Annotated in this window: 20 protein-coding genes; 19 read left to right on the top strand and 1 reads right to left on the bottom strand. The window is 33.2% G+C overall.

The annotated features are described in order from the left end of the window. Nucleotides 1–23: 23 nt before the first annotated feature. The 10 genes from AC4BB2_RS12700 to AC4BB2_RS12655 all read left to right on the top strand — a co-directional run bounded on the left by AC4BB2_RS12700 (nt 24) and on the right by AC4BB2_RS12655 (nt 13,120). Nucleotides 24–1,226, top strand: coding sequence for an efflux RND transporter periplasmic adaptor subunit (locus AC4BB2_RS12700; RefSeq protein WP_490473268.1), 1,203 nt, complete (start codon nt 24–26; stop codon nt 1,224–1,226). Continuing rightward, a complete protein-coding gene (locus AC4BB2_RS12695) occupies nt 1,210–1,899 on the top strand; it encodes an ABC transporter ATP-binding protein (RefSeq protein WP_490473267.1) in 690 nt (229 codons plus the stop codon). Before AC4BB2_RS12700 ends, AC4BB2_RS12695 begins: the two co-directional genes overlap by 17 nt. Continuing rightward, nucleotides 1,892–3,121 (top strand): ABC transporter permease, encoded by a 1,230-nt coding sequence (locus AC4BB2_RS12690; protein WP_490473266.1) that lies wholly within the window; start codon nt 1,892–1,894, stop codon nt 3,119–3,121. The genes AC4BB2_RS12695 and AC4BB2_RS12690 overlap by 8 nt, the downstream gene beginning before the upstream one ends. A 91-nt stretch (nt 3,122–3,212) precedes the next feature. Next, nucleotides 3,213–3,887 (top strand): response regulator transcription factor, encoded by a 675-nt coding sequence (locus tag AC4BB2_RS12685; protein ID WP_490473265.1) that lies wholly within the window; start codon nt 3,213–3,215, stop codon nt 3,885–3,887. Then, nucleotides 3,884–5,275 carry a sensor histidine kinase gene (locus AC4BB2_RS12680; RefSeq protein ID WP_490473264.1) on the top strand — a complete coding sequence of 464 codons (1,392 nt, stop codon included), beginning with the start codon at nt 3,884–3,886 and terminating at the stop codon, nt 5,273–5,275. The genes AC4BB2_RS12685 and AC4BB2_RS12680 overlap by 4 nt, the downstream gene beginning before the upstream one ends. An 87-nt stretch (nt 5,276–5,362) precedes the next feature. Then, on the top strand, nt 5,363–5,632 hold the full coding sequence (locus AC4BB2_RS12675) for a hypothetical protein (RefSeq protein WP_490473263.1): 270 nt from the start codon (nt 5,363–5,365) through the stop codon (nt 5,630–5,632). A gap of 213 nt (nt 5,633–5,845) precedes the next feature. After that, nucleotides 5,846–8,554, top strand: coding sequence for a BspA family leucine-rich repeat surface protein (locus tag AC4BB2_RS12670; protein WP_490473262.1), 2,709 nt, complete (start codon nt 5,846–5,848; stop codon nt 8,552–8,554). Nucleotides 8,555–8,725: 171 nt separating this feature from the next. After that, entirely contained in the window at nt 8,726–9,301 is a 576-nt protein-coding gene (locus AC4BB2_RS12665; protein WP_490473261.1) for a TetR/AcrR family transcriptional regulator, read from the top strand. A gap of 109 nt (nt 9,302–9,410) precedes the next feature. Next, nucleotides 9,411–11,105: an oleate hydratase gene (locus tag AC4BB2_RS12660; protein ID WP_490473260.1), complete on the top strand. Its 1,695-nt coding sequence runs from the start codon at nt 9,411–9,413 to the stop codon at nt 11,103–11,105. 485 nt (nt 11,106–11,590) lie between these two features. Continuing rightward, on the top strand, nt 11,591–13,120 hold the full coding sequence (locus AC4BB2_RS12655; protein WP_490473259.1) for a helix-turn-helix domain-containing protein: 1,530 nt from the start codon (nt 11,591–11,593) through the stop codon (nt 13,118–13,120). A gap of 13 nt (nt 13,121–13,133) precedes the next feature. Here the strand turns inward: AC4BB2_RS12655 and AC4BB2_RS12650 are convergent, their stop codons facing one another. Further along, nucleotides 13,134–14,627, bottom strand: coding sequence for a helix-turn-helix domain-containing protein (locus tag AC4BB2_RS12650; protein ID WP_490473258.1), 1,494 nt, complete (start codon nt 14,625–14,627; stop codon nt 13,134–13,136). A gap of 406 nt (nt 14,628–15,033) precedes the next feature. Here AC4BB2_RS12650 and AC4BB2_RS12645 point away from each other — a divergent pair, with 406 nt between their 5' ends. From AC4BB2_RS12645 to lepB (AC4BB2_RS12605), 9 genes are all read left to right on the top strand, one after another. Further along, complete coding sequence (locus AC4BB2_RS12645) at nt 15,034–18,222, top strand: L-type lectin family protein (protein WP_490473257.1); 3,189 nt, start codon at nt 15,034–15,036, stop codon at nt 18,220–18,222. A gap of 370 nt (nt 18,223–18,592) precedes the next feature. After that, nucleotides 18,593–19,309: a winged helix-turn-helix domain-containing protein gene (locus tag AC4BB2_RS12640; protein WP_490473256.1), complete on the top strand. Its 717-nt coding sequence runs from the start codon at nt 18,593–18,595 to the stop codon at nt 19,307–19,309. 348 nt (nt 19,310–19,657) lie between these two features. After that, a complete protein-coding gene (locus AC4BB2_RS12635) occupies nt 19,658–20,050 on the top strand; it encodes an EF2685/EF0750 family sortase-dependent surface protein (RefSeq protein WP_490473255.1) in 393 nt (130 codons plus the stop codon). A gap of 3 nt (nt 20,051–20,053) precedes the next feature. Continuing rightward, the gene (locus AC4BB2_RS12630) at nt 20,054–20,860 is read left to right on the top strand and encodes a WxL domain-containing protein (protein WP_490473254.1); all 807 of its coding nucleotides are present in this window, start codon (nt 20,054–20,056) and stop codon (nt 20,858–20,860) included. A 30-nt stretch (nt 20,861–20,890) separates the two neighbouring features. Continuing rightward, complete coding sequence (locus AC4BB2_RS12625; RefSeq protein WP_490473253.1) at nt 20,891–21,703, top strand: WxL domain-containing protein; 813 nt, start codon at nt 20,891–20,893, stop codon at nt 21,701–21,703. A 115-nt stretch (nt 21,704–21,818) separates the two neighbouring features. Next, nucleotides 21,819–22,895: a WxLIP family cell surface protein gene (locus AC4BB2_RS12620; protein ID WP_490473252.1), complete on the top strand. Its 1,077-nt coding sequence runs from the start codon at nt 21,819–21,821 to the stop codon at nt 22,893–22,895. Nucleotides 22,896–22,916: 21 nt separating this feature from the next. Then, nucleotides 22,917–23,582, top strand: coding sequence for a YccF domain-containing protein (locus AC4BB2_RS12615; RefSeq protein ID WP_490473251.1), 666 nt, complete (start codon nt 22,917–22,919; stop codon nt 23,580–23,582). A 22-nt stretch (nt 23,583–23,604) separates the two neighbouring features. After that, on the top strand, nt 23,605–24,369 hold the full coding sequence (gene lepB / locus AC4BB2_RS12610) for a signal peptidase I (protein WP_490473250.1): 765 nt from the start codon (nt 23,605–23,607) through the stop codon (nt 24,367–24,369). A 26-nt stretch (nt 24,370–24,395) separates the two neighbouring features. Continuing rightward, on the top strand, nt 24,396–25,040 hold the full coding sequence (gene lepB / locus AC4BB2_RS12605; RefSeq protein ID WP_490473249.1) for a signal peptidase I: 645 nt from the start codon (nt 24,396–24,398) through the stop codon (nt 25,038–25,040). Nucleotides 25,041–25,064 lie beyond the last annotated feature (24 nt).

The raw sequence follows: 25,064 nt of genomic DNA, 5'->3' as shown, positions 1-25,064 counted from the left end.
AAATAACCAGTGGAGGAAAAATAGTGAAAAATAAAAAGATTAAAATAGGATCAGCAATAATTGTAGCAGCGATAATAGCAGGAGGATTATATTTTGTATTAACCAAAGACGACAAACAAATAGATGCTGAAGATACTGCTCCTGTGGTATCAAAAACAGTGATGGATGTGATGAAGAGTTCCCAAAAAGGCTCTGATGCTATGTTGGCTGGAACGGTTTTGCCAAACTCTAAGAGCAAAATAACTTTAGATGCAAACAGAGGGATTGTCACAGAAGTTCATGTAAATGAAGGAGATACCGTAACGAAAGGACAAGAATTATTTACTTATTACAGTGTAGATAATGAGACAGAATTAAAAGATGCACAACTTGGAGTGACGAATCAAGCTAACGCTGTAGCACAAAAAAGAGAAGCAGCAAATCTAAAATGGAATGAATACAATAAAAAGAAAGCGAATGCGAAAAAAGATGAGACCTCAGAAGAAGATCTTAATACTGCTTATATGGAAGCGTCAAATGCAGAAGCAGAAGTTGCCAGTGCTCAAATAGAAGTAGACAAAGCCCAGTTATTAGTGGATAAAGCAGCGGAAAAAAACTCGCAGAACACAGTAAAAGCACAATTTGATGGCGTAATCAAATCAATTGATAAAGATCAAATGAACAAACCAGCCGCTGAAAAAAGTGAAACTCCTTTTATGGAAGTGATTGATGCATCTATTCAATATGTAGAAGGAAAAGTAGATGAGTTTAATAAAGATAAATTTACTGTGGATCAACAAGTACAAATCTTTGATAGAAATGATAATAAACAAGTCTGGACAGGGAAAATCACAAAAATCGGTAGTTTGACAACAGACGATGGTGGTGATCAAAAAGATGACGAAAACCAAAACACCTCTAAATATCCATTTAAAGTCGTTGTTGATAAATCAGAAACACCACCATCTATTGGTAAACATGTATATATTAAAGTCATCCCTAAAGAACCAGAACCAGGTAAGATTAACTTGCCTAGTGGCTATCTTATGAAAGAAGAGAACAGCACATTTGTATGGAAAGCAACAAATAATAAATTAACAAAAACAAAAGTAGAAGTAGGCGAAGAAAACAAAGAAAACGGTACTGTAGAAATTAAATCAGGTATCAAACAAGAAGATGCTATCGTTTATCCTGCCTCTAATTTACAAGAAGGGATGGAGGTTGAACAAGATGCTCAACCTAAGTGATATTCGTAAGTCTTATTGGCAAGGCTCAGAAGAAGTAGAAATTCTTAAAGGAATCAACCTTTCCATTTCAAAAGGTGAGTATGTTTCCATTATGGGACCATCAGGTTCAGGTAAGTCTACATTGATGAATATTATAGGATGTCTAGATAAACCATCGAAGGGGATCTATCGTTTAAATGATCGAAATGTAGGTGAAATGAAAGACTATCAACTAGCAGATTTAAGAAATGAAACAATTGGTTTTGTTTTTCAGAATTTTAATTTAATGCCAAAATTAACGGCATTGCAAAACGTTGAATTACCACTTATTTATTCAAAAGTTGATCGAGCTACACGTCGTGAAAGAGCTTTAGAAGCCCTGAGAAAAGTTGGATTAGAAAATAGAGTATCCTTTAAACCATCTGAGTTATCTGGTGGGCAAAAGCAAAGGGTAGCTGTCGCGAGAGCCTTAGTCACAAATGCTGATTTTCTTTTGGCAGATGAACCCACAGGTGCTCTAGATACACAAAATAGTGAACAAATAATGGATTTATTTTCTGAATTAAATAATGAAGGAAAAACGATTATTATTATTACCCATGAACAAGAGGTTGCAGACTTTACGAAAAGAAAGATCATTCTTAGAGACGGTCATATAACGAAAGATGAGGTGGAGGAAAAAGTCTATGCTTGAAAATATTATGTTGTCCTTACAATCCATTTGGGCCCACAAACTCCGCTCTATTTTGACCATGCTAGGTGTGATTATTGGTATTGCAGCGATTATTGCGATTTTTAGTATTATTGAAGGAAACACAGCGAACATGAAAAAGCAATTTGTCGGTGGTAACAACAATACAATGGATGTCGAGTATGGTAAAAAAAGCCAATTTAATGGATCAGGATTTAGTGAAAACTCAAAAGAAAAGAAACCTACTTACCTTCCAATACTGACACAAGATCAAATGAATGAAATCAAAAATCAAACAGGTATTAAAAATGTAGCTATTGTTTATGAAAAAGACTCAAAAATTTATCAAGGACAAAAAAGTGAAAGCACCTCAATAATGGCAACAACAACAAATTATTTTGAAATGGACAAAAAAACAGTTGTTGAAGGCCGATTATTCACAGAAGCTGATTATACAGGAAGTCAGCAATCTATTGTAATGAATAAAAAAGCGTATGATACTAATTTTCCCAAAGGTGGAGGGATTGGAAAATACGTAGAAATCAATGGTTATCCTTTCCAAGTAATTGGTGTATATGAAGACGAAAAAAATGAAGATGACATGATGAGTTTTGGTGAAAAGAGTAAGGCTATTGTTCCGATTACTCAATGGGATAAAGTAACAAACGAACTAAATCCCGAGCCTAAAGTGATGATCCAAACAAAAACAACGGATCAGCTAAAAACGAAAGCACCAGAAGTTGCTAGGTTGTTAAATAATATTATACCAGCATCTGATTATGAATTTGGTATTCGAAATTCTGAAAACATCGAAAAACAATTAGAACAATTCAATCGGTCAAACTTTTTACTTCTAGCGGGAATTGCCAGTATTTCTTTAGTTGTTGGAGGAATTGGCGTTATGAACATTATGCTTGTTTCTGTGACAGAACGAACGAGAGAGATTGGTGTGAAAAAAGCATTGGGGGCTAGAAGGAAAATCATCTTGGAACAATTTTTAGTGGAATCAGTTACGTTGACAATTTTTGGTGGATTATTAGGGATTGTTTTAGGTATAATAATTGGTAAGACAGTAACATCAATTATGCATTATCCATTTGTTGTTTCATTGCTTTCTGTTGTAGGAAGTATTGCTTTTTGTTCAATCATTGGGATTGTATTTGGACTAATGCCAGCTGTTAAAGCATCGAAGTTAGATCCTATAGAAGCTCTTAGATACGAATAGTATATAGAAAAAAATTATGAACTATAGTTGACGGGGAGTGTATACTGTTCAACTATAGTTTCTCTGTGTGTTATAGAAAGGGGAGGTTAGAATGAAAACAAAAATATTAGTAGTTGAAGATGATACAATGACTAACCAAGTGATTACTGACTTTTTAGAAGAAAAAGGCTATCTGCTTTTTTCGGCTTTAGATGGTGAAGAAGCGTGGCAAATAATTGAAAAAGAAGAATTGGATCTAATCCTTTTAGATATTATGTTACCGACAATCAGTGGGTTGGAATTGTTAGAAAAAATTCGGAAAACATCTGATGTGCCAATTATTATGTTAACTGCAATCGATCAAGAACATACTCAGCTGATTAGCTTTAAACAAAAAGTCGATGATTATGTAATAAAACCATTTTCACCTACGATATTAGTTAAAAGAGTCCAAGCAGTGTTAAGAAGATCAGAGCAAGTACCAAAAACAGATAAAAACGAAATTCATCATGGAAATGTTCGAATAAATTTTGATTCAGCTATGATATTTTCCCAAGGTGAACGAGTTCCTTTAACAAAAATAGAGTACCGAATTGTTGAAAACTTAGCTAAAAATAAAGGACGTGTAGTAACCCGAGAACAATTGATTGAAACTATATGGGGATATGAGTTTACAGCGAATGATCGAGTGATTGACAGCCATATGAAAAATATTAGGAAAAAAATCCCAGAATTGAAAATTGAAACAATCAAGGGAATAGGATACATGTTAGAGGCAGAAAAATGAAGACAAGAACAAAAACATTTCTTTTTACGTCAGCAGTTATTAGTATAGGCATTACATTTAGCTTTAGTTTGCTGTATTATTTTATACCGATTGTCTATGAAAGTGATAAAAAGGATAACGCAATTAAAAGTACAAACGAGGTTATTAAAAAGATAGAAAATAAGCCAATTGAAAAAATTCAAGAAATAATAAACAATGAGGAAATGACTCAAGGTGCTACAACTTGGACTATAGAAAGCTCAAATAACCAGATTGTTTATCCATTTTATACTGATGAAAGCATTGAAGACCTTAGTGAGAATGCTATGGTTGTTATGACTACGATGGTAGACTCTATTGTGCCTATACTATCAACAACAATTAAAGACTCAGAAGGAAATAAATATAAAATTAAAGTTAATATGTTCTCAGCTCCAATTAGAGAAATAAAAGCAACTTTACTAAAAATTTATCCATATATTCTTGGTTTAAGCTTTTTAATTGGGGGAGTTGGGGCCTATATTTATTCCTATTGGGCAACAAGAAGAGTGCATAGAATAAGCAATCGAACAAAAAGCATGGTTGCTTTAGAAGAGCCAACAGATTATGTGGTTAAAGGAAAAGATGAAATTAGTGAACTGGAAAGTAACATTCAATTCCTATACCTCTCGCTACTGAAAAACATCCAGTCATTGAACCTTGAGTTGGAAAAAAGTAATGCTATTGAACACTCGAAATCAGAATTCATGCGGATTGCTTCTCATGAGCTGAAAACGCCAATTACTGCAATGTTAGGAATTATTGAAGGGATGATTTTGAATGTCGGTCGTTTTAAAGATCGAGATTATTATTTGAAAGTATGCAAAGAAATATTAGAATCACAAAGTCAATTAGTTCAAGATGTTTTGTTTATTTCTAAACTAGAAAGTGTAGAAAAATTTGGAACATCAAATGAAGTATTTTCACTGACTGATTTACTTAATGAAACACTTTCTTTATTCGAACTGATGTCAGTTCAAAAAGAATTGACGTTTGAAGTGCAACTAGAAGATATAATGATCGATTGCAATATGGAGGAAATAAAACGTGTCATCATGAATCTTCTGAGCAATGCCTTAAAATATACGAAAAAACAAGGGATTATCACCATTACCCTAAATTCGACAGATTTAGTCATTGAAAATCAATGCACACCACTGGAAAAAGAAGAAATTGATAAAATATTTTTACCATTTTACCGCCCAGATTATGCTCGTGCAAGAAAAGATGGTGGGACAGGCTTGGGTTTATATATTGTTTCTGAATTATTATTGAAAAATGATATCCCATTCACCTTTGAAGCGATGGAAAATAAAACTGGTATGAGGTTTACATTAACATTAGCCTCTAAAGTCAGATCAATTGTATAATACAGATGAAATCCATATACTATGCAAATAGAATCTACATTCCTCTGATAAACTGATTTTAGTAAGATATTTAGGAGGAATTTAGGAATGAAGAAAAGAACGATCAGCTTTTTAATGTTATCAGCTATACTAATGGTTACATTATCTGCTTGCGGTGGTAAGACAGATAACGATGCAGGGAATAAAGGTGAATTAAAAGGGAAGAAGATGGATAAAAAACAATCAGATGTTGTAAGTGAACGTACTGAAGAAATCGATGGACAAAAATTCACCATCAAGACATTTGCAGACGGAACAGAAGTGACCCTTCCAGAAGGCGTTGACATGGATGATGTGGACGTTCAGGGGTTCGATTAAAAAGAGGTAGTTATATTAAGATAAACAAATAAAATAAAAAAAGTACAGCTTTGGCTGTACTTTTTTTATTTTTTTATGTAATTTTTTTATTTTTTTTAGTAAAAAAAAGACTTTATTTTATTGAGTTAATGATATAGACTGGTTGCATGTTACTTCAGAAGTATAAAGTATTTAATCTAAAAGGGAAATTAAGTTTGATGTAGGAGGGAAATTATGAAAAAGGTATTATTATTGGCAGGGTTAGTAGTTATTTTTGGATTAGTGAGTTTTTCAAAAGAAGGATATGGTATGCCAGCACTTGAAAAATTGCAAAGCTACACACAACCAGATGGAACTAAAATAAAAGCGATACAACATGGAGATGAATTTTTTCACTATGTTTCAGGAGAAGACGGAAGTGTCTATGAGAAACGGGAAGATAATTATTGGTACTATAAGACAAGTGACAATAATCCCAAAACAAGAACTAGCGTTGCAAAAGTAGGAATTGATCCAAAGCCTAAAGATGTAGTAAGAGAATCTGATTTAGTTCAAAAGGAAATAGGAAAAAAAGAAAGAAATAGATTCAATCAGGAACAAGTTAAAAGAAGTGGAACGAAATGGAATAAAGATCAAAATGTATTAGTTGTATTGGTTGAGTTTAATGATGTTTCATTAATCACTTCAGAAGAAGAGTGGTATCAAAAAATCTTTTCAACTGAAGGGAATACAGTGAAAAATTTCTTCTTAGAACAAACAAATCAACGAATTAATGTAACTCCAGCTAAAGATACGGATTTTGTGAAAAATGGCATTTTAAAAGTAGCGTTAGATCAAGAACATCCAGGTACTGGCTATGGAGTTGAGAGCTTTGATAGTTTTGATATTGCAAGGAAAGTGATCCATCAGCTTAAAGAAAAAGTTGATTTTTCTGAATATGATACAAATGGGAATAAGAGGATTGAATTAAATGAGTTGCATATTATGTTTGTTCTAGCTGGTTATGAACAAAGTTTGGGTAGCTATGGAAAATCTGTATGGGGACATAAAGGTTATCATAGTCATTTAACAGAAGCAAATAGTTTAAAATTTACTGATTTTACAATGTTTGGAGAAAAAATGAATGATTGGGGGACAGATAAACAGACTACAATAGGGGTTATGTGTCATGAATTTGGACATGATTTAGAATTGCCAGATTTGTATAATATAGAAAAAAAAAGTGGTGCTGGACTGGGGATAACGAGTTTGATGTCTATAGGTGCCACGGGAGCTATTAGTACGTCAGTACCCGAAGGTAGTACTCCAGTTGGATTAGATGCGTACTCTAAAATTAGTTTAGGTGTTCCCTATGAAGAAGTAGATCCTTCCCAATTTTATGAAAAGAAAGTGAAAGCTATTGCTGATTTTTCAGATCCAACAATTATTAAAATACAAAGCCAAAACCCAAATGAATATTTTTTAATTGAAAATAGACAACTATCAGGATTTGATCTTGGTATGAAGGCCTTCACTAGGAAGATAAAAGGTGGTATTGGAATCTATCGTGTAAACAGTAATTATACCTCAGGCAATATTAATAATGAACACCAGCTAGTTACCGTTTTGGAAGCCGATGAGAATGTAATTGGGTATTCTAAATATAAAAGAAATGAGTATACAGGTAGTGACCCATTTTATTATCTGGGAGAAGCTACTTCAGGTTTCAATGAGTGGCAATCAACACAAGTTAGTACATCAACAGTTCCATCAACACAGTTAGCTGATGGTCGTTATTTAGATACAGAGATAGAAATATTGACAGGTCCGGCTGATGTAATGGATGTTAGAATTGGGAAAAATATTTCTGTTACGGATATAAAAATTGATTCACAAAATGTACTGTTATCACAAGGAGAAATCCGACAATTAGAGGCTAAAATCTCTCCTGAAAATGCTACAAATAAGAAAGTTAAGTGGAGTAGTTCAGATGAAACAGTCGTAACAGTTACTGAAAAAGGGATAGTTAAGGGGATTAAATCAGGAAAAGCAACAATAACTGTGACTAGTGAAGATGGTGGGAAAACTGCAATATGTAACATTACAGTTGATCAAAAAACTAGTTATGGTACTGCTCCTTGGACATGGGATGAAAGTTCACAAACACTTACTTTTGGAGAAGGGAATTTCCCGTCAACTTCTGAAAAAGAGGGAATATATGAAACTATCCAACAAAAAGCTTTAAATAAACAGGCAATAAAACATATAAAATTTACAGGAAAAGTCAAATTAAATAAACAATCAAGCTATCTTTTTGCTAATCTTTATCGGTTAAAATCTATTGAAAATATACACTTACTTGATACCTCTGAAGTTGTCAATATGTCACGAATGTTCTTTTCTTCAGATGAATTAACATCGTTGGATTTATCTAATTGGGACACATCGCGTGTGGTTGATATGTCCAATATGTTTCATGGACTATCATATCTCACGTCATTAAATGTATCGAACTGGAATACCTCTAATGTAAACGATATGAGCAACATGTTTTCTCACGCATATAGATTGAAATCCTTAGAACTATCTGATTGGGATACCTCTAAGGTACAAAATATGTTCTTTATGTTTGGGAGTACTACTAGTATAAGCTCCTTAGATTTATCCAATTTCGATACGTCTAGTGTAACTAATATGTCTGGGATGTTCTATTGCTCATCTGTAAAAGCTCTTGATATCTCTAATTTCAACACCTCTAATATAAAAGATATGCAAGGCATGTTCCAAAGCGCAAATAAGATAGAGCAAATTAAACTTGGGGAGAGAACAATACTTAAATCAAACTGTTCTTTATTAAATGGTGAATGGACATCTGAAGATAAAGCGGTTGTTTATAGAGATACTCAAGAATTAATCGTTCAATACGATGGCTCTCATTCTGGAATTTACAATAAAACTAAATAAGCAATGTTAGACAGGCACTCAAATAAAACGCTCAGGAAATATTTTCCAGGAGCGTTTTATTTGTAGTTTCGAACAAAAATATCAATTTTTAACTTTTTTTCTTGCTATATTTATATTTTCCCCCATTTTTTTGGTATGATGTACCTAACTAAAAAAAGCGAGGAAAAAATTATGAGTGAATCACAAATCACCAAAAAAGCTATTTCATCTGCATTAATCGAATTATGCGGTCGAAAATTATACAGTAAAATCAGTGTCCAAGATATCACCAAAGAAGTTGGACTAAATCGTCAAACATTCTATTACCATTTTACAGATAAAAATGATTTACTACGCTGGATTTATACTCACGATGCACTGATCTATCTAGACTCACCAGACGTAAGCATTGATAACTGGGAAGAGCAAGCCCTAAAAATGCTAAAAGCAATCCAGTCAAAAAGCGATTTCTACTATAATACAGTCAGTTCAGACTCAGATGTTTTGAGAATATGTTTTTCAGAGATCACCAATAAACTGTTCATCAATTTATTCAATCAAGTCGACAAGGAAAACCAGTTATTACCGGAAGACAAGCTATTTTATGCCCGATTTTTCTCTTATGGTTGCAGTGGTGTTTTGATTGATTGGATTTTAGACAGTTATAAAGAATCACCTTTAGAAATTGCAACGCAGTTGTTCCGTTTAGCCAAAGACACGGAATTTTTCTCCTATCGGTTATATGCGCAGGAAAATGAATTATTATGACAAAGTGTCTAAAGTGTCTAAAAAGAAGACGGAATGGAAAGGCTATCACAAGACTTTTGTGAGGAATCATTGTACGCTAGGTTCAATAAAATGAATCGGAGGGATTCTCATGAAAAAAAGTCACATTGGATTAGCTGCAGTAGGTGCGTTAGGTGCAGCCTATCTTGCTAAAAAAGCATCCGCTGAAAAGAAACTAGAAAAAGTCGCTGAAGTAGAAGAAGAAATCAACAGCCGTTATTATGGAGACAAACAGGTTTATTTGATTGGCGGCGGGATTGCTACAATGGCAGCAGCAGCTTACTTGATTCGCGATGCGAACTTTAATGGAAAGAACATCCATGTGATCGAAGGCATGAAAATTCTAGGCGGTAGTAATGACGGCATTGGTACGGACGAAAAAGGTTTCGTCGCTCGAGGTGGTAGGATGCTAAACGAAGAAACCTATGAAAACTTCTGGGAACTTTTTGATAGTATCCCGTCATTAGTTTGGCCCAATCATAGTGTGACAGAAGAAATTCTAAATTTCGACCACTTACATCCAACTCATGCTCAAGCACGTTTAGTAACAAAAAATCAAGAGATAGTTAATTCACATACAATGGGACTTGATAATGAAGATCGCCTAGCTATGTCAAAACTATTAGCAGCCCCTGAAGAAAATCTAGACGGAATCACCATTGATGAATGGTTTGGTCCTCATTTCTTTGAAACGAATTTTTGGTACATGTGGCAAACGACCTTTGCATTCCAAAAATGGAGCAGTGTTTTTGAATTGCGTCGTTATATGAATCGAATGATTTTAGAATTTTCACGAATTGATACTTTAGAAGGCGTAACACGTACTGCGCTGAATCAATATGACAGTGTGATCTTACCGTTAAAAACATTTTTAGAAAAACACGGTGTTGATTTTACGTTGAACGAAGATGTGATTGATTTAGAATTTAAACCAGGAGCTGAGATAACCGTTACAGCTTTGAAATTAAGTAATGGAGAAACCATTGAATTGTCGGATGAAGATATAGTGATGATGACTAATGGAACGATGACTGACAGTACTACAGAAGGTGATTGGAGTAATCCAGCACCAGCTGTCACAGAAGAATCACGCTCTGCTCGACTTTGGCGGAATATTGCTAAAAAGAAAGATGGATTAGGTAATCCAGAACCTTTCTTTGGTAACGAGAAGGAAACGAACTGGGAAAGTTTTACTGTCACATGCCGTGGAGACAAGTTATTAAAACGAATCGAAGAATTTTCAGGAAATATACCTGGATCAGGTGCGTTGATGACTTTGAAAGATTCAAGTTGGCTGATGAGTACCGTTGTTGCTGCTCAACCGCATTTTAAAAATCAAGATCCTGATACAACGATTTTCTGGGGTTATGGTATTTATACAGATAAAGTCGGAGATTATGTGAAAAAACCGATGCGTGATTGTACGGGAGAAGAAATTTTATATGAATGGATTTGTCAAATGGGTTGGCAAACCGATTGGGAAGACATAAAAAAAGATGTTGTTAACGTCATTCCTGTTTATATGCCTTACATTGATGCGCAGTTTCAACCACGTAAAATGACTGACCGTCCCCAAGTTGTCCCTGAAAATAGCACGAATTTTGCCATGGTCAGTCAATTTGTAGAAATACCTAAAGATATGGTTTTTACAGAAGAGTACTCTGTACGTGCCGCTAGAATGGCTGTTTATCAATTGTTTGATATTAATAAAGAAATTGCTCCTGTGACACCTTATAACCGTGATCCAAAAGTTTTAGCAAAAGCTGCTCAAACTATGTTTAGGTAAGAATTGATTTCATAGGAAGTAAAAGTTTATGGAAAACCAAGGTCTTCGAAAATTTCTTGTATAATACTGAGTAAAAACGTTCAGAGGGAAATAGAGTGCTGACAAAAAGGGTATAGCTTTGAACCTGATAATTAAAAAAAGTGATTGATGTATGACTATTTGAGTTGTATGTTAGTCACTTGTTTTTTTTTACATTTAATTTCACAAAAAAATATTAGAATATTTATTTGTGAGTAATCTCACTAAAAGAAAGTTAAATCAACGTTTATAACTTTTTTATCTTTTTTTGATACAAAAAATACTGAAAATGAGTAAAAAAAAACTAGATAATCTTGCATAATAATCCTTGTCAATAAAAAATATTTCAATTTCTATCGAAAAAAAAGTAAAAAAAGAGATAAAAAAGAGAGGATAAGAGATATATTTATGAAATGGGGTTGTTTTGGGGAAAACAATTGAAAAGTTACTTGTTTTAGGAGGTCAAAATGAGAGTATTTTTAGATGAAACTTATGATAGAAAATTAAAAGTTTTAAGCTACATAGATAATAAAGAAAATATTGTCAGTATAAAAGAAATATCTGAGAGTATAGATCTTTCTGAAAAGACGGTTTTACAAATTGTTCGACAATTCGAGCAAGAATTTTCTTTTTCATCGGAGCAATTTCAAATTATTTATGCAAATAAAACAATTAAAGGAATATTTGCAGAAAATTTAGACTTAATGACAATTGCATCAGGATATTTAAAAGAATCAATTTTATATAAAATTATTTACAATATTTTTTTGTACGAGAAAGTAGATGTGAAAAAATTTTGTGAACAAGAATTTATAAGCCCTTCTACATTTTCAAGATACCGACAAAAGTTATCCTCAGTATTAAAAAAATTTGATTTAAAATTATCTCGAAATAACAAAATTTATGGAGATGAATTAAAAGTAAGAAACTTCTTTTTTCTATTTTTTTCTCAAGTATCAAATGAATGGGAATTTAAACTTCAAGAATATAGAGAAATTGAAGCGTATATGTATAAATATGTCGAAAATTGGTCACTACTTAATGAAGTAAAGCAGAGAAAAATCTGTTTGTTAGTTTATATGAGTAATATTCGCTCTTCTCGAAAGCATAATTGCGATAACGGAATCCTAGTGGAGTTAGCTAAAAACTCAAAATTCGAGTACAAAGAAGTTTTACTTGATTATTTTCGCTCAAAAAAAAATCGATCATTGGACCAAGTTTGGCAAGAACTAAGCTTTATCCAACTCTTTATGTATAAAGAAGATATGATTACAGAAAAAATTCAATACGATCAATACCTTACTTTTTTTAATGAGAAAAACTTTTCTTTCATTGAGGCAAGTGATTTATTGACAGAAAAAATTATAGATACATTTTTTCCAAATTTTAGCAACGATCCTTTCAAACTATCTCTTAGAATTAGACAAGAAATAGACAAAATGCATTTGGTTTTATCTACTTGCTATATTGATGTGAATATTTTCAAATACGTTTACGACCCAGAAAACTTCTATTATAAAGATGAAGCAGAACTGAAAACAATAGAACAAGTCAAAACGATTGTTGAAGAATTACTGCTATCTACTATTTATAAAGAAAGGTGGGTGGAAATAAAAAAACATATAAATAAATCTACATTTATTGAATATGTGTATTTGATAGTATATATGTTATTAAATGAAATTCAAGAATATACCTATCCTACTGTTAAAGTGATGGTTCAAAATTCTAAAATATTTGAAGAAACAATCATTATCAATAAAATATCTTTGATGTTTGCTGCACAAATAGAATTGGTTTCAGATTTACGTGATAAACCTGATATATTACTTACCGATGTTCCACTACCAGAGGTAACAGAACAGACAAAAGTAGTGTTTGTAAATTCTTTCTCTGATCTTTGTGATTTTAACAAGGCTATCAATGGCGTGAAAAAAGAAGTTCTAAAAAAATACAATAAGCGAACCGTTGTACCTAAGGAAATTAACATTATTTGAAGAATAGTTGTTTTTAAAAAGCAGCACTATCTAGCTTAGAATTCACAAAGGCAAATAAAGATCGCCAAGAACTTCGATCAAAAGCATTGTCAAAATAGAAAAATATATTATTATCAATATCTCCTTCATAACAATCTGAAATGACAATATCCGCTTCAGTGATATCCTCCGTATAACGGATAACTTCTTTACCAAAAATATTTAACAGCCCGTTTTTAATTTCATCAACAGCATAAAAATTTTTAGAATATTGACAATAAATAGTCAAAGGCTGGGTTTTCTTAGAGCTGTCTACAATATAAAAGAGTGAGTTTGTCATATAATTCACTAAACCAGGGGATAGCTCCATGTTAATACTTGCTTCATTCTTGAAAAACGAACGGACAAGAGTATTCAACTCATTTTCCATTTTATAAAAAGTATTGTTTTCAACATCAAGTAATGATATATGTTTGTCGTACTCTGACACAGATTCATAATCGATACCGATAAATTTTACGTAAATAAGTGTAATCATTAATTGGTAGAAAAAAAAGTGATAATCTTCTTCTGATACTAATAAATCATATTTTTCTTTCAATAATCTAAGCAAATTTTTACTACTGACAGCTAACGCTAAATTAGATTCTAGGAATAATTTAGCAGTTTTTTGTTTAGTTTCTCTTGTATCAATATCAGCAATAAAAAATCTAGCCAAGAAACCAAAGTAAGCCTCTTCCATAGCGATTTCACTAGAAGATAAGGTGTTTTTCAAATCTACAGTAAAAGTTGTAGGATTTATTTTATTTAAAATCACCAAATAAGCAAAAAAATCTTCATCAATCGATATTTTTTCATTTAGATATTGGATTCGCCAATAGGTAATATTTTGAAAATAACGAAGTCGAGTATTTTGAGATGGTGACAAATTAACATTAATTGGAACAGGTAAACTTTTAAAATATTGAGGGGATCGTTTGAATGGCCAAAACAATCCTTTAAGGATATCCCAATAAGCGAAAAATAAAAAAAAGCGAATATCAGATTCTGCGCCATAAATATTTGTTTTTTTAGAACGATCACCAAATGCAGTTTTTATATTGAAAGTTTTTAGAAGATTATTCAAAGATTTTAAATTTTTATATGTATATGACGGACTTAAATTGACGTTTTGCGCAAGAGATTCTAATGAACCAAAATTTTTATCAGCTGCTGCAGAAAAAATAGTAAATTCAGGAGATACAGTAATATAGTAGAATCTTAAAAAATCAATTACATAGGCAAAACTCATTGATTCCGGAATAGAAATAAACAACAAGGATTTTGATTGATTAATTATGATGACTTCCTCCGGAAATGCAAGCGCTAAGTCTTCATTTATCTGTTGAATATATCGATAAAGAGTACTTTTAGAATCACCACAATGAGTAATAATTTCTTGAATACTGATGCCATTTTTACTAAAAAGTATTTTTTTGAATAAATCAAATTTATTCGCTTCATTTTTTTTCATAAACTTTTTATTCATATTATTAATGTACTCCTTTTTTAAACTAAATAACAAACGGATATGTACAAATTCACCTAATAGAAATATAACACGAAACTAAGTAAAAGTTAAAAAAAATAAGCTATCCAGTTATTTTTTAAAGTATTTTTCAATATGTTCTGAAAAATAAGGAGATTTAGAAAATGAAAACAACATAATAAAATATATAATTGATTATACATCTAATTTAAACATCTAATTGGAAATCAATTCTAAAAGGAGTGAAATCTAAAAACATACCACTTAATTGGTAAACAGAGGAAAGAATAAACAGTTCGGTAATAATTCACTTTAGAAGTGAGTATGTTGTTGATAATTAAATAGCTCTTTCTTACGGAGCATGTATCGGTAGCATAAAAACATAAGTAAGAAAGGATAAGAGAAAATGAAAAGATTAAAAAAAATACTATTTTTCGTTGGGGTAACATTTTTTTGTACACCAGTAATTGCTAAAGCAGATGAAACATTCGAAAACCCATCGGGGATTCCTTTGACCGATGTTTTTAGTATACCAACTGGCTCAGATACTGTGATTAAAGATGGTGAGGTACTGTTAGTACAATCTGATTATGAAAATCAAACTGGAGCAATTTTTTCAACTGAGGACACTAAGCTGGATTTAAGACGGAACTTCTATTCTGAAATGTATATCTATATGGGGGGGCAAGCTGAAGGAGTGGCATTTGTGATGCATAATGATCCTGAAAAAGTCACAAATTATAGTGGACTTCCATTCAAAGGGATGGGGATTTATGGAGACAAATTCATTAATGAAAATGGTACCTGGAAACTTGACCCCAATGGGATACAGCTAAAGAAGAGTTTCGCAATAGAGATGGATATTAAATGGTCAGATGATTATGATCAAAACCTGGATTGGAACCTTAATAGGGGACATATGGCGTATACGTTCCCAGGTAAAACGTCTACCTATTCTAATAGCGACGCTAAGAATCCCGCAGGACCTGTAGTTAGAAGTATAAATCATTCTGAGGTCCAATACTCAAAGAAGCATGATCCCGGATCTTGGTATTTTGGGGATTTTAAGTGGCGTCTATTAAAGGTGAAATGGAAAGCGTGGGATGCATCAAACAATGGAGCATTAACCTATCAATTTGGGGACTTACCTCCGGTTACGGCGGTTGTAAACAGAGATACATTTGACACAGATAGTGTGTATTGGGGATTTACTGCTGCCACTGGAGAGAGAACGTCACCTGGGTTTTATAATACCCTTGACGCATCAGCTATTTTCAAGACGGTACCTGGATTGGTGTACTATGATGATCGTTTAGAAATTTTAAACAAAAATGGTGATGTTGTAGAAAGTACGAAACAAAATTCTGAGGTAACCGTCCACTATAAAGGAAAGTATTCAGGTGGTAAACAAAATTTATTGAATCCAACATATAAGTTTACATTATCACCAAAGCAAAAATACCAGACAGGTACCTTTTATTTAAACAATCAACCGGTTACTCCTACAATTAGTGGGAATGATATAAGTATACCGTTGGCAAAAGATTTAAGCTTACTTGACAGTGAAATTGATATAAAGTTTAACGTAAAAGATAGCGGTATAACTGCGGATACTGAGTTACCAATAAATATGAATTTGAATGCATATAATTTTATTTCTGATGCATTAGCCTCATACAAAATAAAGTATACAACAGACAGTACAGCACCAACCGGAACTGGAAAATTAACATTTGTAGATAAAGGTGACACTGATACATTGGAGAAAGCACTGGATTATAAGAGCTTCTTAACAAGCTATCAGGACAACGTCACTCCAAAAGATAAAATTAAGGTTTCTTTGAAAAAAGGCCAAGACTTCGCTACTATTGTAGGTTCTTTAGGATCTAGTAGTTTTGAAGTGATACTGACTGATGAAGCCGGAAATTTCCAAACTGTCACAGTGCCTTTATTTATCCAAAATAGTCAGGTCGCTAAAAGCAGTGAATACTTGATGTATGGAGAAGATTTTAGTGTAACCGCGAAGGAGTATCCTAAAACAGAAGCAGCTCTTCTCGCCATGATTAGAGAAAAAGCAGGTTTAAAACTTTGGTCCTATACAGAACAAGCCGTAACCTCTATGGACAATGCGTTAGCGGATGTAACGTTACAGACATTGCCTAGTCCAGTTGCTCCTGGAGTGTACGAAGTGACCGCTTCTTATGGTCAAAGTACAAAAAAAGTAGAGAAAAAAATTAAAATTACAATTATTCAAAGCTTCGCTACAATTAATGTCAATCATTTAATTGATGATGGAATGGGAATGGAAGTGCCAGGGGTTACCAATCCGGCAAGTGTTGAAGGTGAAATTGGACAAGCCTATTCGATACCTAAGTTTGATAGCCCAGACTATCTGTTAAGTAGAGTAGAACTTGATGATGTGGAGCAAAAACCATTGAAAAATCCTGTTACAGGAAACTTTGGAGATGTCGAAGAAGTAACCTTCTATTATCAAATTAAACCGAAACTGTCAGCAAGTTTAGCCATCTCTAAACCGAGTATTTTAGAAGGGGAAACAGTAACTTTCACTTCTCAAATTAAAAATACTGCTGAATATCCATCAGTATTGAATAATGTTATCTATACGACAACTAATGCTTTTCCAGAGAACGTAAACGTGAGTTTAAGTAGCGTTAAAGTAAATGATCAACCGATTGCAGCAGGGAAAGCTAGTATTGGTCCAGATAGAAAGCTGACAATTGAATTAGGGAATTTAACTCCGATGAAAAACTATAAAGTGACCTACGATGTTGAATCTGAGAAGACGACCCCCTCTTTAGATTCAGAGTTGAAAGTAGAACAAGCATACACGCTTAAAGGAGAAAGTACTGGTGGTGCTGAGGTGACTGCGAATTCTGGCGCATTGCAATCATTCACAATCAAACCTATAAAATCTAAGTATACTGTTGTTTATTATGAAGAAGTAGAGGATGAACCGGAAGTATATCTTGATGATGAAGATATAGAAGGTACATCAGGCGAGAAAACGATTGTTTATCCTAGGGAAATACCAGGGTATAGGTTGACTAAGGTAGTTATTGAGCATGACCAGACGATTCTTGCCGAAGATTTACCTGAGTCAAAAGGAGTAGAGATTGAGTTTGGTAAAGACCATCTAATTGAGTATTATTATGTAGGCTTATTAGAACTCCAATCAGCTCCAGCTAGGTATGATTTTGGTGTAGTAACAAGCACGTTACAGAAAACTAAATATCAGTCGAAATCAATTGATGGTTCATTAGTTGTCTCTGATGCAAGATCAAATAAACAACCGTGGACACTTAAAGCTAAAGTAACAACACCACTTCATCATATAGATCAAGAAAAACTCGTTTTACCAGAAGCAATTAAGTATAAAGATATGGATGACGTTGTAGTTTTGAATGATAGCAGTAGTACAATCGTTCAGCATAAAAACACGACAAAAGAGTATGATGTTACTAAGGAAAAATGGTCTAAAGGAGAAGGCTTCTTCATTGAGTTTTCAGAAGGATCATTAAAATCGCTTGGAAAGTATAAAGCAGAGATAGAAATTACACTAGAAGATGCAAAATAAAGAGTAGTAGAAGAACTAGGAACAAAGAGTACTATTTCGAGAAATAGAATTTTATAACAATTGGGATAAGATTCCTTCAATGGTGGTTTAACAGATCAGAGATCACCATTGAAGGATAATCTCTGGTAGTTAATTGTATTATAAAAAAATTATATTTATTATGATATGAATAGAAACTTTGATTTTTTTTATTATAAAAAACAATACAGGTAAAACGATAAATGCGATGTATAAAAGGGGAATTTCAATGTTTGCGGAAAAAAACGTAAGATTCGAAAATAAAAATGAGATATAAAATATATAATTATGGATGTGGTAAAAGTATAAAAATGAAAATAATTAATTTTAAAAGAGAGAGGATAAGTAAGGTATGTACAACATAGGAATAATATCAGCGAATGAGCACACAAATAATACATATGTACAGCGACTAAAAAAAACTACTTATCAAGTATATACATTAACAAAAGATGAGGTAGTAACTATGGCACCTCAGATGGATGCTTTAATAATTGAAGAAACTTCAGCCCTTAGCTTAAAGAGTACCTGTGAAATAATCTTAGAGCTTAGAAAAAATGTTAAAGGACTGATTTGGGTATTATCTGAGAATCTGTCTAAGACAAGTAAATTGATTTACCTCCAATTAGGTGCTGATGGTGTAGCTGACAAAGAAGAAGAGCAAGAAGAATTCATTTTACAACTTTCAAATGTATTGAAGAGAGTAAAAGAAGAGAATATGCCTATGAGTAATCAAAAATCTATTTTTGATCAGAAGGTTACAGAGAGTTCTTTAGAATTGATTCCCAATAATTTGAGCGTTCTTTTAGAAGGAGAGTCAGAAATAAACTTAACAAAATTAGAATTTCAGACAATTTCATTCTTAGTCAAGCATATTGGTCAAGCTGTTACATATGAAGAAATTTATCAAAATGTATGGAAGGATGATTTTAATAATTGTGAAGAAGGCAATAAACAGTATCGTGTAAGTAATCTGATTTTCCATTTGCGTAAAAAATTGGAAACAGATACTACTAAGCCAAAGTATATCAAAACCATTCGTTCAAAAGGGTATATGCTTTCTATGTAATAGGGGTATATTCACAATGAATAAATTAAAGTGGTATGGATAATGGTGAACAAGTAACATTCACTTCTCAAATCAAGAATATCGTAGATGGTTCAGCAGTATTGTATAAAACGTATGTACGACACTAAAGTATTTCCAGAGAACGTGATTCTAAGCAGTGTTAAGTTAAATGGACAACCGATTAGCTAGTATTGGTTCAGATAGAAATCTGATAATTGAATTAGGGAATTTAAATCTAATAAAGGACTATAAAGTTGTCTAAGAGTTTTCACTAAAATATCTTGGGAAGAATAAAGCAGAGATAAGAATTACGTTAGAAAGTGCAAAATAAATAAGAGGAGGGAAATGATGAAAAAGAAGGGTTGGATGATTCAAAGTGCACTATCGTTTGTTTTAATTGGGGCATTTTTGATAGTAAATAATGAAAAAATAAATGCTGTTGATGGGGGGGAAGCCCCTACGCAAGGTCAGATTGTCTTGTTTGATGATTCGTCAGAAGAACCAAAAACGTCTGAAACAACACAAATTTCAGAAAGTGATGAAGAACCAAAAACATCAGTTGGTTCAAATGATAAACCTGTACCCACTCCAACAAAACCCACAGGACGGTTTCCTTCGACTGGTGAACTAGTTAAAGCCGGATTATCTGTTGGCGGTGTTGCTCTTATTGTTGCAGTATTTGTTTTCTTATTTTTGAAAAATAAAAAAACAGCACAAGACAATGATGGGAAAGGGGAATAAATAATGAAAAAATATTATGGGTTACCCGTTGGTCTATTTCTTGTAATTGTAGCACTAAATACTTCAAGTGTGTCATATGCGGAAGAAGATCGTACTGCTGGTGATATGGATATATCCTTTAAAACCGTTGATCCGAAATACCGAGTAATAGATCCGGAAAATCCCGATAACGAGTTGCCTGTTGAAGAAGGAACTTATGGGAAGACTGATGGTCCATTGCGTATTGATTATGTACCTCATCTTGATTTTAACAGCAATAAGATTGCTGCTAAAGATATTAGTTATGCTGCTGACGCACACTTGTTCAAAGGTCAAATCACTCCTCGTGGGAGCTTTATCCAAGTCTCAGATTACCGTGGTAACGGTAATGGCTGGACACTACAAGTTCGTCAAGAAACACAATTTAAAAATCAGAATAAAGAGAACAGCCAATTAAATGGTGCTGCTATCTCTTTAGATAAATCTTGGATTAATACCTCTAAAGGTATGGGCCAAGCCCCGGATATTTCAAAAGAAGTGATTCATTTGAATAATATCGGTGAAACATACACATTGGCAAAAGCACAAAAAGGAACGGGAGCAGGAACCTGGAGCATCGTATTTGGTGCATCGCCTGACAATCAAGTTGAGCAAAATTCGACTCTGACACCTCGATTAGACAAAGAAGGTAAACCAGTAACAAATCCTTCAATGGATAATCAAGCCGTTTACATGAATGATGCGGTTAGCCTAACTATCCCAGGAGTTACTAAAAAAGACTCAGGGACATACTCAACGGTGTTAACTTGGATTATTTCCGAGTTGCCATAAATAAAAACATATTCTTAGGAGGAAACACAAATGAAATTAACACACAAATTATGCGGCGCTGTATTATTAGCAGCTGTAGGAGTAGCGGTAGCTGTACCAGGAATCACAAAGGCTGATGCAGAAGCAGATCGTACATTAGCAGGAGACATGGATATCCAATTCACACGTAATACTGCTGATGATACAAATACTACACGTGATGTGATCACTGACCCAAGTGGTTCACAAGATACTGATATTGTGTCAGGTACAATTACTAGACCTCTTCGACCAGTAACATTTGGTGTTCAAGATGTAACGCCTTTAAGTTTTGGTGAAAATTCTATTCTTACTGATGGCTCTGCTCGTACATTCTGGGCTAAAAACTATGAAGAACCAGCTGGTGTTATGGCTAATAACGTTGTTATTAAAGATACTCGTGTTACAGCAAACCATGGATATACTTTAACTGCTCAAATTACAGAACCTTTGAAAGCAACATATAAAGAAGGGAATACTACACTAGAAAGTAAACTTACTGGTTCAGAATTAAAGTACACAAATATCGGTGTTAAATCAAACGTAGCTGATAAAATTGCTTTATCTTCTAGTAAAGTTAAACTGGAAGCAACAGTATCAGAGGATAAAGCAGCAATTGTTGTAGATAACTCTAAAAAAGAGGGTGACTCTGAAGCAGAAAAACTAACAGGTCAAGGTCAATCATACATTCACTTTGGTAAATTAACAGCAACTGGTATCGGAGCGTCAGATAAATCAGTGCAATTAACAATTAAAAATGAACATACACTTTTTGATGCTGAATACACAGGTCAAGTTACTTGGGTTATGACTGCAGCAAAATAGTTCTAATTTTTTTTAAAAGGCAACATTGAAATAGAAATAATGGTTTACCGACCCTCGTTTGTGGGTCGGTACCTTGTTTCTTTAAACAAATGAATGAAATGGAAAGGAAACAACGATGATAAAACAATTTAAACAAGCAATTCTTTTTCTATTATACATAACCTGTTTCTTACTGATTGTTCCAGAAACAACATATGCAGCAGAAACATCAGGTATCGGATATAACTATAAAGTAATTAAGCCCGAAAATCAGTTAGGAAATGTTGGTTATTTTGATTTACGCATGAATCCAAGTCAAAATCAAACAGTTGAAATTGAGTTGTTAAATACGACAGATAAAGAACTTACTGTTGAATTAGCAGTCAATAGTGCAAAAACGAACAGTAATGGGGTAATCGAGTATGGGCCATCAAAGATTGAAAATGATCCATCATTGAAATACAATATCAAGGATATTGTAAAAGTTACTGAGCAAGTAAGTCTTGCTCCTAAAGAAACTAAAAAGGTTCCAGTAGAGATTACCATGCCATCCGAAAAATATGATGGATATATAGCCGGTGGGATTTACTTACAAAAAGTTGCAACAAAGGAAGAAAAGAAAGCAGACAAGAAAGCGAAGGGGGTAGTAAACAAATACGCCTATATTATCGGAATGCTCTTAAGCGAATCAGATACAAAACTCCAGCCAGACCTAGTTTTCAATAAAATTTCTGCTGGTTTAACGAATTATCGGAATGCCTTTATAGTTAACTTTTCAAATATTGAAGCTGATTATGTTGAAGAAATGACTATTGACGCTCAAATCGTTAAAAAAGGATCAGATGAAGTTTTATACGACTCGAAAAAAGAAAACTATCGAATGGCTCCTAATTCAGGTATTGAGTTTCCAGTGAATTTGAATGGAGAAAAGATTGTAGCTGGTGATTATACAGGGCATATTGTAGTGACATCAGGAGATAAAAAATGGGAGTGGAAAGAAGATTTCACGGTTACCCAAGACGATGCGGATAAATATAATGCACAAGATGTTTCTCTTGTTCAAGATAGAGGAATCAATTGGAAACTGATTTCAATGATTGTTGGCGGAGTTTTGGTTACATTACTTATTATCTATTTTGGAGTTCGCACAGTTTCTAAGAAAAAGAAAAAATTAAGAAATAAGAAAAAGAATGCCAAAAAACAGAAAAAATAACAATCATAGAGGAGACAAAACATGACTGTTTTAGATTGGCTGTTTGTTGGTGGAGTATCTATTGCACTGCTAGGTTTAGTGATAGGGTTGTTTTTCTTCATTTTATTTTTTATCACAAAGAAGCAATATAATAGTCTAAAACAAAAGCGGCCAAAAAATAAACAAAAAAAGAAACGTTGGATACGAATGCGTCGTCAGTTGGAGAAAAAGAAGGTTACTTATGTAAAACGAGGCATTTTCTTGTTGGTTTTGTCAGCTCTTTCCATTAGCGGTGGAATGTATGCTCGTTATTATCAAATGACGAATTTATCTTCAGCAGACAGCAATATAATTGTTCAAAGTTATTTCCTTACAGATGAAGTAGAAAAAAGTTTGATTAGTCTTCAAAATGGAGCGGATTTAAGGAAGACAAGAGAAAAATTGTTGGAATTATCTTCATTATTAGCTTCATATGGAAGTTCAACACCAGAAAACGGATTATCCAAAGAGGGGCAACAGATAATGACCCGTTACTATGTCCAACTACGTGACTATGGTATAAATATATATTCATTGACGGAAGAACAACTTAGTGATGAAAATAAACTTACGAATTATATTGAGGATTTGAAACGTATCAAACAGACGCAAAAAAAATTATTTAAACAATTCAGTGTGAATGAAGCTGCATTAAAACAGAAAAAATAAGTAGAATAAGAGGGGTTTGTATATGAGTGTAAAAAAAAGGAACACTATGCACTCACGTCCCGAAAAGTTAGTTAATAGAAGCAAAAAAAAAGAAGTTGACAGTCAAGTATCAGATTCTAAGGGAAACAAAAAGGGTAACTTGAAAAAAAAACAAGTGTCAAAATCTCAAAAAAATTTGACTGCTAATCATAGAAAAAAAAGACCTACTAAACGAATTCCTAAGAAAAAACCTATTTACCGAAAAAAACATTGGCGAGTTCGTATCAAACGAACATTACTAGAGTTTGGGGTTAGTTTGGTTATATTAGGAATTCTTTTGTATGTCTTATCTTTCTTTATATTTTCTATAACTAAAATTGAAGGGTATTCCATGGCTCCAACATTGAATAATGGTGAGTGGTTTTTTGTCAATAAACTTGCTAAACCTAGGCGCTTCAAATTGGTGCTATATAGAGATAGTGAAAGTCAAGAAACATCTATTCGACGGGTGGTTGGTTTACCAGGGGAAAATATCTATTATAAGGATGACCAGCTGTATATTAACAATAGAGATGTCTATGAACGCTTTTTGGAGAAAGAAGTAAAACGTGCAAAAAGTAGTAAAACCATCTATACAGAAGATTGGTATCCAGAATTTGAAAATATCCCACAAAAAAAATACATAGTTTTAGGAGATAATCGACCTTATGCTACAGATAGTAGAGAGTACAGTTTCATTGATGAAAAAGAAATTGTTGGCGTAGTTGAAATGAGAATATTTCCTATCCATCAAATTCAACAATTTTAAATCTATCCATTCAGAGGAAGTAAATGATGTCAAAAATAAAACAATATATACAAAAATGGTTTGACGTTTGCTCAAGCAACGCTCAAAAAAGAAAATTAGGCAAAAAAACGAAAAAAAGATTCTCCATTGCATTTAGAGAAGTAGGTTTTGTTTTAATTCTGTTAGTAGGAGTATTTTTTCTGATAAAGATTAAAACACATATGGTTAGTGGTGAGTCAATGTTGCCAACTTTACAAACGGGTGATCGATTATTTGTAGCTAAGGATGAAGTACCTAATCGATATTCTTTGATTACTTTTCAGCCTAGAGATCAAAAACAGGAGTCTTACGTTAAGAGAGTAATGGGATTACCTGGTGATCGTATTTGGTTAGATAAAAATACTCTTTATCTGAATTATCAAATGGCTCCATCTAATCCGACTCCGCAAAATGATTGGAATCTTTCGGGAGTTGATTTACCAGATGGTACTTTAAAGGTTCGGGTGACTTGGGAAGTGGCAGCAAAGCTTGAAGGACTATCCTCTATTCCGGATAATCAGTTTTTTGTATTGGGAGATAATAGATCCAATTCCACAGATAGTCGTCAATTAGGTTTAGTTGATTTGAAAAAAATAGAAGGTGTTGTTAAGTTTCGGTACTATCCATTCAATAGGCTAGGACCAATTGATTAAAAATGATATAAGGATGTGCGTATA

The sequence above is a fragment of the Enterococcus sp. AAFC-DPL-5146 genome (assembly GCF_058216635.1).
Note: the sequence above shows the minus strand (reverse complement) of the source record. Positions and strands in the feature narration are given on the sequence as shown.

What these genes read in the sequence shown, in the direction of transcription:
- AC4BB2_RS12695 (WP_490473267.1), top strand. Translation starts at nt 1,210, where the DNA reads ATGCTCAACCTAAGTGATATTCGTAAGTCTTATTGGCAAGGCTCAGAA.
- AC4BB2_RS12690 (WP_490473266.1), top strand. Translation starts at nt 1,892, where the DNA reads ATGCTTGAAAATATTATGTTGTCCTTACAATCCATTTGGGCCCACAAA.
- AC4BB2_RS12685 (WP_490473265.1), top strand. Translation starts at nt 3,213, where the DNA reads ATGAAAACAAAAATATTAGTAGTTGAAGATGATACAATGACTAACCAA.
- AC4BB2_RS12680 (WP_490473264.1), top strand. Translation starts at nt 3,884, where the DNA reads ATGAAGACAAGAACAAAAACATTTCTTTTTACGTCAGCAGTTATTAGT.
- AC4BB2_RS12675 (WP_490473263.1), top strand. Translation starts at nt 5,363, where the DNA reads ATGAAGAAAAGAACGATCAGCTTTTTAATGTTATCAGCTATACTAATG.
- AC4BB2_RS12670 (WP_490473262.1), top strand. Translation starts at nt 5,846, where the DNA reads ATGAAAAAGGTATTATTATTGGCAGGGTTAGTAGTTATTTTTGGATTA.
- AC4BB2_RS12665 (WP_490473261.1), top strand. Translation starts at nt 8,726, where the DNA reads ATGAGTGAATCACAAATCACCAAAAAAGCTATTTCATCTGCATTAATC.
- AC4BB2_RS12660 (WP_490473260.1), top strand. Translation starts at nt 9,411, where the DNA reads ATGAAAAAAAGTCACATTGGATTAGCTGCAGTAGGTGCGTTAGGTGCA.
- AC4BB2_RS12655 (WP_490473259.1), top strand. Translation starts at nt 11,591, where the DNA reads ATGAGAGTATTTTTAGATGAAACTTATGATAGAAAATTAAAAGTTTTA.
- AC4BB2_RS12650 (WP_490473258.1), bottom strand. Translation starts at nt 14,627, where the DNA reads ATGAATAAAAAGTTTATGAAAAAAAATGAAGCGAATAAATTTGATTTA.
- AC4BB2_RS12645 (WP_490473257.1), top strand. Translation starts at nt 15,034, where the DNA reads ATGAAAAGATTAAAAAAAATACTATTTTTCGTTGGGGTAACATTTTTT.
- AC4BB2_RS12640 (WP_490473256.1), top strand. Translation starts at nt 18,593, where the DNA reads ATGTACAACATAGGAATAATATCAGCGAATGAGCACACAAATAATACA.
- AC4BB2_RS12635 (WP_490473255.1), top strand. Translation starts at nt 19,658, where the DNA reads ATGAAAAAGAAGGGTTGGATGATTCAAAGTGCACTATCGTTTGTTTTA.
- AC4BB2_RS12630 (WP_490473254.1), top strand. Translation starts at nt 20,054, where the DNA reads ATGAAAAAATATTATGGGTTACCCGTTGGTCTATTTCTTGTAATTGTA.
- AC4BB2_RS12625 (WP_490473253.1), top strand. Translation starts at nt 20,891, where the DNA reads ATGAAATTAACACACAAATTATGCGGCGCTGTATTATTAGCAGCTGTA.
- AC4BB2_RS12620 (WP_490473252.1), top strand. Translation starts at nt 21,819, where the DNA reads ATGATAAAACAATTTAAACAAGCAATTCTTTTTCTATTATACATAACC.
- AC4BB2_RS12615 (WP_490473251.1), top strand. Translation starts at nt 22,917, where the DNA reads ATGACTGTTTTAGATTGGCTGTTTGTTGGTGGAGTATCTATTGCACTG.
- lepB (WP_490473250.1), top strand. Translation starts at nt 23,605, where the DNA reads ATGAGTGTAAAAAAAAGGAACACTATGCACTCACGTCCCGAAAAGTTA.
- lepB (WP_490473249.1), top strand. Translation starts at nt 24,396, where the DNA reads ATGTCAAAAATAAAACAATATATACAAAAATGGTTTGACGTTTGCTCA.